Below are 13,170 nucleotides of genomic sequence, written 5' to 3'. Positions count from 1 at the left end.
TTATACAAATAACCCATTAACACTTTCATTGTGATAAACACGACGAATGACTTCTGCAAACACAGGAGCAACACTGAGCACTTTAATTTTATCGCTAGTCTCTTTCAAAGGAATGGTATCTGTGACGATTAATTCATCCAATTCACCTTTAGCAAGGCGCTCATAGGCTGGACCACTTAAAACAGCGTGTGTACAACATGCCATAACGCTGGTTGCACCTTTTTTCTTCAAGACTTCAGCCGCTTTAACAATCGTACCTGCGGTATCAATCATGTCATCGACTAAGATAACATCTTTGCCATTCACATCACCAATGATATTCATCACTTCAGACTCATTGGCTTTTTCACGGCGTTTATCAACAATAACCATATCCACGCCAAGGAGTTTTGCGAAGCTTCTTGCACGAGCCACACCACCGATATCGGGACTTGCAATAATTGGGTTTTTGAGATTTTTTGCTTTGACATAGTCGTTAAAGATAATAGAACCATAGAGGTTATCTACGGGGATATCAAAGAAACCTTGAATTTGACCAGCATGAAGATCAATCGTCACAACACGATCAACACCGGCTGTTTGAATCATATTGGCAACGAGTTTAGCAGTAATTGGAACGCGAGGTGCTGCCTTTCTATCTTGCCTTGCATAACCAAAATAAGGCATAACAGCGGTAATACTATTTGCCGAACTTCGTCTAAGTGCATCGGTTAAAATAAGTAATTCCATTAAATTTATATTTGCGGGTGCACACGTTGATTGGATGATAAACACATCTTTTCCACGAACACTTTCACTGACTTGAACACTGATTTCTCCATCACTAAAGCGCTTGATTTCAGCCGCCGATAGAGGAAGAGAAAGATGTTTTGCAACACGTTTAGCAAACTCTGGATTTGCTGTTCCTGCAAAGACTTTATAGCCTCTCATATTCTATATCCTTTAACATCAAAAAGTTCTCTATTTTAGCGCAAAGGGACTTAAGATAGCGTTAAGATTATAAAATGCATCGCCTCTTTGGGAGCTCTACTTGCCCTCCTCTAATATTCATTCTTAACACTCCTTTAACACTTAAGTGTCATAATACGTTTAATTATAGTTAATATTGAGGTGGCTTATGAATAGTTTACGTCGTTTTACATCATTGTGTATCGGCTTTTCATTTTTAGTGATGAGTTATACAGGCATTTTACTGTTTATTGCCCCCAAAGGAAGAGTTGCTAATTGGACGAATTGGGAACTTTTGGGATTAGATAAAACACAATACACTAATTTACATGTCAGTTTTATGGTTCTTTTTTTAGTGGGAATGATTGTGCATATTTATCTTAATTGGAATATTCTAATCAATTATCTTAAAAATAAAACACGCGCTTTTTCACTACTGACCAAAGAGTTTCTTTTGGCCTTTGGCTTTAACCTTCTCTTTTTAATTGGCACGCTCTATTACTGGTCTCCTTTTGATGAATTTCTTAATTTTGAAGATGATATTAAGAGTTCATGGGAGAACAAAACCCTGTCAAAGGCACCTTACGGACATGCAGAACTCTCAACCCTTCAAGAATTCGCACTGCGTACTAACACTGATATTAAGACGCTGATGCAAAAACTATCCTCTGCAAAATTACAAGGAGTGCAAGAAGATCAGACTATTGCTGAAATTGCTAAACTCAACCATTATTCACCGGCTCAAATGTTTGATATTATGAATGCTCAACCAACAACACCTACCTTAAAAGAGGGAGGAGGCTATGGAAGAATGACACTAAAAGATGCATCTAGCACGTATGCCTTTTCTTATGAAATAGCTGTAAAATCGCTTCAAGAAAAAGGCTATAATGCAACAGAAACTTCGACATTGCGAGACATTGCTGATGCTTTACATGTAAAGCCTATTGATCTATTAGAATCGTTAAAATCATCCACGACAAAGGAGTAAAGATGAAACGAATGTTATGCTTTTTAGCATTGATATCCAGTGTGAGTTTGGGACTATACGCTACGGATTTACCAGCGCGCGGACCTTTAACATTTGAAGCATACGATAAAAACAAAGATGGCGTTATTACCGAAGATGAATTTAATAGCGTTAAAAGCGAACGCATGAGTGCTATGGCAAATGCGGGCATGCCAATGCGAAATGCCGCTAATTCACCCGATTTTTCGTATTTTGATGCCAATAAAGACGGAAAAGTAACCAAAGATGAGTTCCAACAAGGGCAACTCAAACGTATGCAAGAAAACAGACAAGGCAGAGGAAGAATGCAATAGTCTTAAGAGGCGACCAAGTCGCCTCTTTCTATCCTCTGCTCGAGATAAAAATACCCAGTACAATCAGTGCTAGTCCGAAAATTTTATAAAGCGTTACACTCTCACTAAACAGATAAACCGATGAAATAAAAACAACAACAAAGGTTAATCCCATAAACGGATAAGCATAGCTTAGCTCAAATTTTGTCATTGCCGCCATCCAACACAAAGATGCCACAAACGCAGAGACAAATCCACTTAAGATAAACGGATCTAAAAAGAGTTTCAATAAAAAGATGAGTTTCTCAGCAGATGCGTCAGGTAAATGACCATGAAAAGGGATACGCCATTTAATAACAAGTTGTCCGTATACCGTAAAAAAAATCGTTCCAAAGATATATAAATGTGCCATTAACATTCGCTCCATTTCATTAAAACTTCACAGACTTCATCCACTTCTTCTAGCGTGATACCATAATACATTGGCAAGCGCACTAAGCGTTCACTCTCTTTTGTGGTATAGATATCTTCTTGAAACATATGTCCGTATTTAAGGCCTGCTGGTGCACTGTGCAAGGGGATATAATGAAAAACGGCACCAATACTTGCCTCTTTGAATTTTTCTAAAAGGGCTGTTCGCTCTTCTAAATTTTTTACTTTGAGATAGAACATATGTGCGTTATGAACGCATTCATTTGGAATCGTTGCTAGTTCCAAAAGACCTTTCTTCGCCAAAGGTTCTAATCGTTCAAAATAGGCTTTCCAGGTATTGAGTCTATGGGTTTGAATGGCATCGACCATCTCCAAATTTCCCCATAAATAGGCTGCTTGAAGTTCACTTGGCAAGTAGCTACTGCCTATATCCATCCAACCGTATTTATCGACCATGCCTCTAAAAAATTGACTACGATTGGTTCCTTTTTCACGAATAATTTCAGCTCTTTGAGAAAAACGCTCATCATTAATCAAGAGCAATCCGCCTTCACCACCGCTAGTGATATTTTTAGTCTCGTGGAAACTAAACGCACCTAAATGTCCTATCGTACCAAGCGGTCTTCCTTTATAGGTTGCTTCAAACCCTTGTGCAGCGTCTTCAACAACATAAAGATTGTGACGTGTTGCAATATCCATAATCGTATCCATATCGCATCCCACACCTGCATAGTGAACAGGAACAATGGCTTTTGTTTTAAGTGTAATTGCCGCTTCAATCAGACGCTCGTCGATATTCATGGTATCTGCTCTTACATCCACAAAAATAATTTTAGCCCCACGCAAGGCAAATGCATCAGCTGTGCTTACAAAGGTGTAGCTAGGCATAATGACTTCATCGCCCGCTTGAATATCTAAAAGAAGGGCCGCCATCTCTAATGCATGCGTACACGAAGGCGTTAAAAGTGTTTTACAACAGTGATATCGCTCTTCAAACCATTTTTGACAGCGTTTACCAAAAGGGCCGTCCCCTGACATTTTAAGGCTATTCATGGCTTCTAAAACATATTTTTCTTCATTACCGGTTCTTGGAGGTTTATTAAAATGAATCATCTTGATGTTCTCTTCATCTAATTTATAGAGCTTTTTAAACTCTTAGGCTACGTTCAAAACACTGTTTTAAACGTAGCATTGACGCTTGGCTTCTTATCGAAATTTGCGCACCTTGATAGTTATTTTACTGTTTTACATGTCAATTTAAAAAAGCGGATTAACGTATCGTACTTTTGAGGAAATTTTTGGCATTTTCACCCTCATTTAAAATCACATCAATAACACTCACGCCATGTTCAAACGGTGGAAAAAGCTGATGATACTCGTGATATCCACTATAATCCATCCATTCTACATCAATTCCCGCCGCTTTGAAAATGGATTCATCCAAATAATCTCGTGCCGCAGGGCCGCTTAGATACGTCGTTGCCCCTAAATCTTGACATAACGCTAAAAGACGTTCACTTTTCCCTTCCGCTAAAACGAACTCTCTGGAATCTCGAATGATGGTTTTAATTCCGAGCATTCCGCAGATTGCGTCAATAAAATGGCGGTTAATCTCGCTGATGTATTCTGAGGTAGCGTTAAGATATAAGGCTTCAAATTGCTCTTTATAGGCCTTAAAATGCGGTGCTTTTGCATAATTTTGAGCGATACTTTTCCAATGGTTCACGTTCCATTTGGTATCTGTGATCTTTGTTTCATTAATCTTCTGATGCAAACTCTCTTGGCGCACAGGGATACTTAACCATTGAAGCCCATTTTGTGTTTTGATTTTATTGCGATTACGCCAATCATTTTTGGTATACTGCATATCATCATAAAGCACAAATTCATCGACACTGCCGATGATATCAAAATACCCTTTCCAAGGTATATAATTAGACTGTAAAATAGCGATTTTTTTCATAAATTAATCATCTCTTGAATAATATAAAGTGGCCTTCGTTTAACTTCATCAAAGATTTTTCCAATATATAAACCGGTAATGCCAATAATGGCAAATAAGAGACCGAACATAAAAAACATTGATACCATTAAACTGGTCCAACCCTCAGCAGGGGTGTGAAAGAAAAAGTAACGAATCACAAGCCATCCAGCAAAAATCAAGCTTATAAAAGCGATACCAAAGCCAAGTTGAATCGATAAACGAAGGGGTTTGTTGGAATGCGAAATAATCGAATCTGTCGCAAGACGAATCAATTTTGAAAGATTGTAGGAGGATTGTCCATACGCTCGCGGTGCGTGCTCAATATCAATTTCCGTTTTCTTAAAACCGACCATTTTCGCGAACAACAAGAAATCACGACTGTGTTCACGGTAACGATTGATAGTTGCTATCACTTTATGGGCATAAATCCCAAAGTTAGCAATACTGTTATCATGCTTATTGTCTGTGAAATATTCTAAGACACGATTAAAAGCACGTGAACCTAAACGCTTAAAAAAGCTATCTTGTCTTTGTGCACGTCTTCCAAAAACAATGTCATAACCTTCGATTGCTTTATTATAAAGTTTAATAATCTCCTCAGGGCGATCTTGTAAATCGCAGTCCATGACGACGACCCATTCGCCTTTGGCATGATCAAGTCCTGCCGTAATAGCATAATGCTGTCCAAAATTCCGAGAAAGGTTAATGCCTTTGACTCTTTCATCCCGTGCACACAACATCACAATTCGCTCCCACGAGCCTTGTGGGCACGCATCGTTTACTAAAATAATTTCAAACTGTTCTGTAATTTGAGAAAGCGTTTTGACTAAACGTTCATACAGCTCAAACAAGCACTCTTTACAGCCATAAATTGGAGAAACCACACTGATCTTAACAGACTCCACGCACGACCTTTACATGTAATTTAAGGAGCGGTCATTATACGCTTTTTCTTCCTTGCTTCCGCTTTAGTTTTTTTCTCATAAAGTGGGTTTTTTTCAAAAACAACAACACTGTATTCACCGATATAAAACTGATCAATCGGATCAGGCATATTCATATGTTTCATCGCTGAATAGAAGTCATCTATATCTTCAGGTTTTAGCATAAAAAAGACTTTTCCATCGGTTGAATCTTTCTGATACCACCTATCACTCGAAAGCCATTTTTCCAGCGTTACATTCTCATCGCTAATTTCTATTGGACGAATATCAATATCGCCATCACTAAAAACGGTGTAAATGTGTGAATCCCAATACTCTGCATAACCAAAATGAAGTCCCTTACTTTTGAGCTCTTCAACTAAGGCGATTCGCTTATCGACAATCGCTCTCCAACCATCTGGTGAGACATAATTCCATGACAAACCCATTGCCATTACGAGTGACAAAGAGAGAAGCAATTTAATAAACAAAGAGAAGAATCGCCACATAATCACATTACAGATTAAAATCATCATCAAAAATGGTGAAATATAGCGTATATTATTGCGCGCTGCCCATGCATTTTCATGCAAAGAGGTTGTCGCATACAAAGTAAAAATAAGCGCAAATCCCACATAGGAAAATAAGACGAACAGTCGTTCCGTCGCACTCATTTGATAATATGCTCTTTTGATATACAAAGCTGGTACAATCAATACAAAAGGGAAAAGCCCAAATTTTAAAAGGGAAACCACCCCTTCAAGAGAAGAGATACGCACATTGGCATTCCATTCTGCCCCTATAAAATTGAGTAACCCTAAGAGGGCATGGATGGCATGCACGGGCAAATCTTCCAAGGGCACCAACACAGCATTGTTTGCACCGCCTGCAAAATGTAACCGCTCAAAAAGATTATAGTGGGTCACTGTTCCAATTGCCATAATAATACAAGCAAATGCAAAAATGACCATTCTTTTGACCGTAAGCATACGTAACAGCGTCGCTTTAAACGTTTTAAGACTATCGCGTGCAAAATAGATCATCAATGCTAACGCCCCAAAGAAAGGAGTAATATAATAAACAAAAAAGCGAATAGGGTTGGCTAAAACGAGCAAGTAGAGTAAAATCATAAAGAAAATAAAGGCTTTAATTTGTGTGCTTTTACTAATGACGTGAGGACTGAGTTTTCGAAAAATAAACATAAAAGCTATCATAAAAATAAAGTACCATGTATAAGCAGCTTCACCGTACAATTCTCTTAAATACATCGGTGAATAGGCAATACAAACGACCACACCGCCCATAATAGATGAAGCGCGTGAAAGCATTAATGAACGTAAAAACCAGTAAATAAAAACGACCATAAATATACTAACTTCAAATACCGTAAACGCATGCGCAAAATAACCATTTTTATCGGCTAAAACCCAAGGAATAACTAAAAGTTGTTTATAAAAAACCCATAAATCATTATTGACGTACCACCAATGACTTGGGAAGAATGTTCCTGCTAATACGATCTCTTCTGCTAAAATGTTTGCAATGGCAGCATCAGAACTGAAGAATGCGCGATAGGTTTTAAAAATATAAAAACTGATTTCGTACAAAACAACGCTTAGAAGCAACAAAGCGCCTAAAAGAGGAAGGTGCTTTTTGAGGAGGTATTTGAAATGCATCTTTTTTGTCATGCTTACTCTCGGTTAGATAAGAATTCAATCGCTTTTTGGTAGTAACGGCTATGTTCTAACCCTTCTGCTTTTAACTCATTAATATATAAAACCAATCGTTCATCGATTTTCGTGACGATTTCATCTAAATCATCGGTCAATGTAATCAGTTCTATATCTTCAGGGCGAATTGTATGATGCTCTACCATCGTCGTTTTGATAAAATCATAGAGTTTTTCCCAATAGCATTTACCGTACAAGAAAATACTAATTTTTGTAATTTTTCCTGTTTGTGTTAATGTTAAGGCTTCAAAAAGCTCATCGAGCGTACCAAAACCACCCGGAAAGATAACATAAGAAAGTGAATATTTTATTAACATCACTTTGCGAACAAAAAAATAATCGAAGCTAAGATGTTTCGTTGTATAAGCATTACCCGATTGTTCATGCGGAAGATTGATATTTAAACCGATGGATTCACATTTTTGGGTATCAAAGGCTCCTTTATTCGCTGCTTCCATGATACCATGTGAGCCACCGGTGACGATAGAATACCCTCTTTGCCCTAATCGATTAGCAAGGGCATACGCTTCTTTATAATAATGGTTGTTAGGGTGGAAACGCGCACTGCCAAAAAAAGTAACAGAAGGACCTAAGTCTTGAAGCTCATCAAACCCTTTCACGAAGTCTGACATAATACGTAGCACACTCCATTCATTGGTATGTGCTGTGTCCTTAATACGCTTAAATTGCTCCATGCGATGTTATCGAAGCTTTTCTAAACGTTCACGTTTAGTGCCAATTTCTCCGATTTGAACACCAAAGTTTCCATCCACTATCACAACTTCGCCCATAGCAATGACTTTATCACCGACTAAAATTTCAAGGGGATCATTTGCCAATTGGTCCAGCTCAATAACAGAGCCAATGTCCATACTGAGCACATCTTTAAGGAGCATTTTTTTTGAACCAATTCGTACACGAATAGGCAGTTTAACATCTTTAATAAGTTCAATATTGCTTAATTCTTCTGGACTCATATTGGTCGTTGTTTTACGAGGTTCTTCAACCATGATTTCTGGAACAGACACGGATGGACTTGATGCCATAACGGTAGGCTCTTCACCGATAAGTGGGACTAATTCATGGGTAATTGCAAACGAGATAACATCATGGGAATGATGAATAGCAAGATGATAAATAAAGAGTTTTTCATACCCTTTAAAATCAACTTCGCTGTTTGCATCAATATACTCAACACTGTTGATTTCAAACTCTAATTTTGGCATATTTTTTTGACTGCCAAGGGAACGTGAAAAAGCACTTAAAATATTAGAAATAATCTCTTTGATGGCATCTAAATCTTCAGAATCCATCTCCTCTTTTTCATTACCTTCTCCCCCAAGCATCATATCGCCTATTGCTGTCGCGATAGATGTTGCTACCGTAACCCGCATGCGCCCGTTCATTTGTCCGCCAACGGTAACATCGAGCTTGGCTAGAGGAGGGCTGAGTTTGAGCTTACTCTCTCCACTCTCTTCTTTATTTAATTCAACAGTAGGTGCGACACCCGTTAATCCCTCAATGGTTGAGACAATTTCTTGTTCTAATAATTGTACAAATGTATTATTCACACCTTACCCCTGTTGTTGTATATCAAAGGATGAAATTTTTGACATTCTCACTTGTTCAAGTTTTTCAAGTGCGCTTTTAACTTCATCTTTATCCGTTTTAACGAGTTCTTCAATTTTTATAGATTTTCGAAATCGATGCAAACCAATTTCTGCTAAAAAGAGCTCTTTTTTATCAATCATTACGATTGCTTTATCATCGGCGGCACGATCCAGTCTAATAATGTCACCTTTTTTCAAATCCAATAAGTCACCTACACTAAGCTCTGCTCTACCGATAATAGCTTCATTAAAGACTTCCGCACGTGAGATGAGGGTATTAAGCTCTTTATTTCGGCTTTTTTTCGCACTGGTTTCACCCAACATAATATCACGATTTGCCAAACGTGACAAGATAGGTTCCAAATAGATAACCGGATAACATAAGTTAATCATCCCGCTAGAATTTCCAATGATAATCTCCATAACGACCATAATAACAATCTCATTTTGAGAAACAATCTGTACAACGTTAGGGCTGGATTCTTTGGTTTCTACCGTTGGATACATATCAGTAATGGGTGCCCAACCTTCCTTAAGACGCTGCATAATAATACGTAAAATGGCATCCAGAAGATTAAGTTCAATATCGGTAAGTTCACGCGTTGCTTCGTAGGCCTCACCCATACCGCCTAAAAGTCTATCAATCATTGGAAACGCGATGGAAGGGTTAATCTCGATAATACAATTGCCATCCAACGGTTTAATAGAGAAGACGTTAAAACTAGTAGGGCTAGGAAGTGACATCAAAAATTCGCCATACGTCATCTGATCGACTGAATGGAGTTGGATTTCAACGATACTACGCATAATAGAGGAGATTTGCGACGCAAGATTTCTCGCCATTTTATCGTGAATACCTTTAACCGCACGAAGCTGCTCTTTTGAAACACGATTGGGGCGTTTAAAATCATAAAGGATTACTTGTCGTGTGTCATTGCCTTCGCTTTCGCTAACAAGCGTATCGCCCTCTTCTTCAACAACTTCTAATAATGCGTCAATCTCTTCTTGACTTAGAATATCAGCCATTGTATAGTCCCAACTGTTCTTTTATCTTCGTTAAAAGTTTTTTATGGATTTGAGAAATTCTCGACTCACTTATCTCTAATATTTCACTGATTTCTTTTAAATTCAACTCTTCAAAATAGTAAAGCTGAATAATCATCTGCTCTCGTTCGCTAAAGGTTGATAAGATGGCATGAATCATCTCCAACAATTCATCTTTTTCAACTTTTTGAGCGGTGTCTTCACCGGAAAGAATAGTAACTTGTTCGTTTAATGACATCACGGAAACAATCATCGAGCTGTTTCTAGCTTCTGCTACTTTTTCGATATCTTCGCCTAAAACTTTTGCTAAATAAGCATCGTCAGGCTCATTACCATGCTCACTTAAATACGCCGTAATTTCTTGATCAACCATTTTAATGAGGCGTCTATTTGACCGACTCATCGTATCCAAAGAGCGTAAAAAATCAAGCATTGAGCCGTAAACACGTTTTTTACCGTATCCCCAAAAAGAGTCATTTTGGTCTTTGTCATAACGGCGGGACAGTTTAATCATCTCTTCCGTGCCAATAGAGATAAGATCATTGACATCCACAGAAGCAGGAAGCCTTTCACGTAAACGATAGGCCATCGCTCTTACAGCAGGTAAATACTGAAGAACAAGTTCATCCTGCTCTTTTTTAAGATTTTGGCTATAAGGATTAGGCTGCTTTTTTAACGTAGGATTCATTACTCTCTGTTGAGCCTTTCATTAACTTTTCATAGTGCTGGTTCATATTTTCAATACTGCTTAAAAGATTTTCCATCACTTTTTCTCTGTTTTCAAGTTCATGGATAAAATAATCACCAATATTTTCATGCTCTTTTTTGTTAAAGATAAATGTACTCATACGCTCTAAGTCAAAGAAGTTCATGATAGCCAAATGGATGATCAAATAAAAAACCAACGTAATCTCTAATGTATAAAAGAGAATCTCTTCTGGCTCAGAAAAATTCAATATGGAAAACGCCAACCCTATAAAAAAACCACTAATGGTAAAAAAATAGATAAAATTTTCTGATTTGACCATACAATATACCTTTGTGAAATGTATCTAAAATTGTTCAATAATACGCTTAAAAAAGCTCCCGAAGCTCTTTCCTGTATCACTTTTAAGCACTTTTCGTTCCAATTTATACACAAGGTTGTTCACAATTCGCTTCATATCCAAGGATGCCATAGAATTTGGGGCATCATTGGTAAAGAGCGTTCGCTGTTTGATACTCTTTGAAACCACTTTATCTTCAGGTAATTTTCCGATTAAATTCAGTTTCAATCCATTGCCAATGTTTGCTTGCGCTACTTTATTAATTTTATCAAAAATGAGCTGCGCCTCTTTTTCGCTTTTGGTCATATTGAGAATAAGATGAATGTTAGACTGTGTTTTACTGGTGATTTTAATCGTTGCATACGCATCCGTAATCGCCGCTGGGTCAGGGACAGTCACAACAATCACTTCATCCGCCGCTTCTAAGAACAGTTGAATATGCTCTCCAATACCTGCCCCCGTATCAATAATCATAAAATCTAAATCATCAAGCACTTTTGTCTCTTCCAAAAAGCGTTCAAATAAAAACTGCTCAGAGTATTTTAATATCTCATCACCGCTTTCACCCGGAATAAGCAGTAAATTCTTTTTAATAGGGACGATGACATCTTTTAGGGAACATTCTCCTTTTAAAACATGGAGAATATTTTTATCGATGCGGACATTAAGGATGACATCAAGATTGGCAAGTCCAATATCTGCATCAAATAACGCCACCTTGTAGCCATTATTGGACAAGATATTTGCCATATTTGCACTAATGGTGCTTTTACCAACGCCACCTTTACCGCTGGTAATAGCAATGAACTTCGTACTACTGTGTTCTTTATTGGACGCCCCGACCAATTCTTGAAGTTTATTCGCCTGTGTTTCCATGTTCACCTCTTTTTTTCTCAAAACCATCAAGAATACATTCAACCAAAAAGTCACTGGACGCTGGAACAATATCATCAGGGACTTCTTGACCGATGGAAAAATAGCTCACGGGTTTATCGGTATCATAAATTAAAGAAAATATCGTTCCAAAAACCTTGGTCTCATCAAATTTTGTAAAAATAAGCGTATCGATATTTAAAAATGAGAAGTTTTTGAAAACCTCTTTTAAATCTTCTAGTTTACTTCCTGCCGATAAAACCAAATTGACATCGATTTGAAAATTGCTACTTTGGATAAACTTATTGAGTTTAATCAATTTCTCTTTGTCGTATTGTGAACTTCCTACGGTATCGATTAAAATCACATCGCAATGCGCTAAAGAAGAGAGCGCGTTATTAAAATCACTTGGTTCAACCACATCTTCAATAGGTAAACGCATCATTTTTGCGTACTGAAACAGCTGTTCAACCGCGCCAATACGATACGTATCGAGGGTAATAATGCCCACTTTAGAACGTTTTTCTTGAATGTACGAGTAACGTGCCGCCAACTTTGCAATCGTTGTCGTTTTACCCACTCCCGTAGGTCCTACAAACATCATTACCCGTTTGGAGCCTTTGGAAAGTTCTTCCTCCATCCTGACAGGAATAAGTTTGCGAAGTAACACTTGGAAATAGCGTTTAATGGTCTCACTGCTGTTTTTCATACGACTAGGCATGTGCTCTAGCGTTAAGTTCATAATATTTTCAAGATGATCTTCGCCCATACCGCTGGTTTTTGCCAGTTTATAAATTTCGGCAAATTCAGAAGGAATCGCTAAATGATTACGGTGGTGCGCTTTTTCTTCCCAAAACATCTCTTGAATCAACTTAATTTTATCAGCGAGCTTATTAATTTCACACTTAATCTCGCCCATACTTTCATTGTTCTGATTGCGCTCTGCTTGCCTAAGTGTCGTATTGGTACTGCCACCTATATCACTTGTCGCTTGCGCAATTTGAGAGATTTGTTTGGCAGCTTCGGAAAGGCTAAAGAGAACATCTTCGCCGCTTTTGTATTTAGGCTCAACTCTACTAGGCTCCATTTTGGGTGCAATCGGCGGCGTAGGTTGATCTTCTTCAATCGCAACAACCACTTCATACAGCGCTGATGTGCTGATTGTTTTTTTGCGAATTTGTTTGGTACTAATCACCAAAGCATTTTCACCACACTCATGTTGAGCGAGTTTCAGTGCTTCTGCTGGTGTTTCTCCACTAAACGTATGAAATTTCACCC

At 38.0% G+C, this 13,170-nt stretch carries 15 protein-coding genes; 2 read left to right on the top strand and 13 right to left on the bottom strand.

Going from position 1 to position 13,170, the window contains the following annotated elements; all coding sequences use genetic code 11:
* The gene (locus AC5SLP_RS01055) at window positions 1-930 is read right to left on the bottom strand and encodes a ribose-phosphate pyrophosphokinase (protein ID WP_495253284.1); all 930 of its coding nucleotides are present in this window, start codon (window positions 928-930) and stop codon (window positions 1-3) included.
* Window positions 931-1,117: 187 nt separating this feature from the next.
* Here AC5SLP_RS01055 and AC5SLP_RS01050 point away from each other — a divergent pair, with 187 nt between their 5' ends.
* Complete coding sequence (locus AC5SLP_RS01050) at window positions 1,118-1,939, top strand: DUF4405 domain-containing protein (protein WP_495253283.1); 822 nt, start codon at window positions 1,118-1,120, stop codon at window positions 1,937-1,939.
* A gap of 2 nt (window positions 1,940-1,941) precedes the next feature.
* Entirely contained in the window at window positions 1,942-2,271 is a 330-nt protein-coding gene (locus tag AC5SLP_RS01045) for an EF-hand domain-containing protein (protein ID WP_495253282.1), read from the top strand.
* A 28-nt stretch (window positions 2,272-2,299) separates the two neighbouring features.
* On the opposite strand, the gene AC5SLP_RS01040 is transcribed toward AC5SLP_RS01045, so the two are convergent.
* The 12 genes from AC5SLP_RS01040 to flhF form a co-directional block, all read right to left on the bottom strand.
* Window positions 2,300-2,662 (bottom strand): EamA family transporter, encoded by a 363-nt coding sequence (locus AC5SLP_RS01040; protein ID WP_495253281.1) that lies wholly within the window; start codon window positions 2,660-2,662, stop codon window positions 2,300-2,302.
* A complete protein-coding gene (gene rffA, locus AC5SLP_RS01035) occupies window positions 2,662-3,795 on the bottom strand; it encodes a dTDP-4-amino-4,6-dideoxygalactose transaminase (protein ID WP_495253280.1) in 1,134 nt (377 codons plus the stop codon). The genes AC5SLP_RS01040 and rffA overlap by 1 nt, the downstream gene beginning before the upstream one ends.
* A 157-nt stretch (window positions 3,796-3,952) precedes the next feature.
* On the bottom strand, window positions 3,953-4,645 hold the full coding sequence (locus tag AC5SLP_RS01030) for a WbqC family protein (protein WP_495253279.1): 693 nt from the start codon (window positions 4,643-4,645) through the stop codon (window positions 3,953-3,955).
* Entirely contained in the window at window positions 4,642-5,571 is a 930-nt protein-coding gene (locus tag AC5SLP_RS01025) for a glycosyltransferase family 2 protein (protein ID WP_495253278.1), read from the bottom strand. Before AC5SLP_RS01025 ends, AC5SLP_RS01030 begins: the two co-directional genes overlap by 4 nt.
* A gap of 20 nt (window positions 5,572-5,591) precedes the next feature.
* The gene (locus AC5SLP_RS01020; RefSeq protein ID WP_495253277.1) at window positions 5,592-7,277 is read right to left on the bottom strand and encodes a hypothetical protein; all 1,686 of its coding nucleotides are present in this window, start codon (window positions 7,275-7,277) and stop codon (window positions 5,592-5,594) included.
* 2 nt (window positions 7,278-7,279) lie between these two features.
* On the bottom strand, window positions 7,280-7,951 hold the full coding sequence (locus tag AC5SLP_RS01015; RefSeq protein ID WP_495253276.1) for an LOG family protein: 672 nt from the start codon (window positions 7,949-7,951) through the stop codon (window positions 7,280-7,282).
* A gap of 69 nt (window positions 7,952-8,020) precedes the next feature.
* On the bottom strand, window positions 8,021-8,890 hold the full coding sequence (gene fliY / locus AC5SLP_RS01010) for a flagellar motor switch protein FliY (protein ID WP_495253275.1): 870 nt from the start codon (window positions 8,888-8,890) through the stop codon (window positions 8,021-8,023).
* Between the two features lie 3 nt (window positions 8,891-8,893).
* Window positions 8,894-9,955, bottom strand: coding sequence for a flagellar motor switch protein FliM (fliM, locus tag AC5SLP_RS01005; protein WP_495253274.1), 1,062 nt, complete (start codon window positions 9,953-9,955; stop codon window positions 8,894-8,896).
* Window positions 9,948-10,661 (bottom strand): RNA polymerase sigma factor FliA, encoded by a 714-nt coding sequence (locus AC5SLP_RS01000; protein WP_495253273.1) that lies wholly within the window; start codon window positions 10,659-10,661, stop codon window positions 9,948-9,950. The genes fliM and AC5SLP_RS01000 overlap by 8 nt, the downstream gene beginning before the upstream one ends.
* On the bottom strand, window positions 10,633-11,001 hold the full coding sequence (locus AC5SLP_RS00995) for a hypothetical protein (RefSeq protein ID WP_495253272.1): 369 nt from the start codon (window positions 10,999-11,001) through the stop codon (window positions 10,633-10,635). Before AC5SLP_RS00995 ends, AC5SLP_RS01000 begins: the two co-directional genes overlap by 29 nt.
* A gap of 24 nt (window positions 11,002-11,025) precedes the next feature.
* Window positions 11,026-11,895, bottom strand: coding sequence for a MinD/ParA family protein (locus tag AC5SLP_RS00990; protein WP_495253271.1), 870 nt, complete (start codon window positions 11,893-11,895; stop codon window positions 11,026-11,028).
* On the bottom strand, window positions 11,876-13,168 hold the full coding sequence (gene flhF, locus AC5SLP_RS00985; protein WP_495253270.1) for a flagellar biosynthesis GTPase FlhF: 1,293 nt from the start codon (window positions 13,166-13,168) through the stop codon (window positions 11,876-11,878). The genes AC5SLP_RS00990 and flhF overlap by 20 nt, the downstream gene beginning before the upstream one ends.
* Window positions 13,169-13,170 lie beyond the last annotated feature (2 nt).

The sequence above is a fragment of the Sulfurospirillum sp. E15m genome, from assembly GCF_059415145.1.
The sequence above is the reverse complement of the archived record's forward strand: the minus strand, read 5'-3'. Positions and strand labels throughout refer to the sequence as shown.

Excerpts from the sequence above, each read along its gene's own strand:
- AC5SLP_RS01055 (WP_495253284.1), bottom strand. The coding sequence starts at position 930 with ATGAGAGGCTATAAAGTCTTTGCAGGAACAGCAAATCCAGAGTTTGCT.
- AC5SLP_RS01050 (WP_495253283.1), top strand. The coding sequence starts at position 1,118 with ATGAATAGTTTACGTCGTTTTACATCATTGTGTATCGGCTTTTCATTT.
- AC5SLP_RS01045 (WP_495253282.1), top strand. The coding sequence starts at position 1,942 with ATGAAACGAATGTTATGCTTTTTAGCATTGATATCCAGTGTGAGTTTG.
- AC5SLP_RS01040 (WP_495253281.1), bottom strand. The coding sequence starts at position 2,662 with ATGGCACATTTATATATCTTTGGAACGATTTTTTTTACGGTATACGGA.
- rffA (WP_495253280.1), bottom strand. The coding sequence starts at position 3,795 with ATGATTCATTTTAATAAACCTCCAAGAACCGGTAATGAAGAAAAATAT.
- AC5SLP_RS01030 (WP_495253279.1), bottom strand. The coding sequence starts at position 4,645 with ATGAAAAAAATCGCTATTTTACAGTCTAATTATATACCTTGGAAAGGG.
- AC5SLP_RS01020 (WP_495253277.1), bottom strand. The coding sequence starts at position 7,277 with ATGACAAAAAAGATGCATTTCAAATACCTCCTCAAAAAGCACCTTCCT.
- AC5SLP_RS01015 (WP_495253276.1), bottom strand. The coding sequence starts at position 7,951 with ATGTCAGACTTCGTGAAAGGGTTTGATGAGCTTCAAGACTTAGGTCCT.
- fliM (WP_495253274.1), bottom strand. The coding sequence starts at position 9,955 with ATGGCTGATATTCTAAGTCAAGAAGAGATTGACGCATTATTAGAAGTT.
- AC5SLP_RS01000 (WP_495253273.1), bottom strand. The coding sequence starts at position 10,661 with ATGAATCCTACGTTAAAAAAGCAGCCTAATCCTTATAGCCAAAATCTT.
- AC5SLP_RS00995 (WP_495253272.1), bottom strand. The coding sequence starts at position 11,001 with ATGGTCAAATCAGAAAATTTTATCTATTTTTTTACCATTAGTGGTTTT.
- AC5SLP_RS00990 (WP_495253271.1), bottom strand. The coding sequence starts at position 11,895 with ATGGAAACACAGGCGAATAAACTTCAAGAATTGGTCGGGGCGTCCAAT.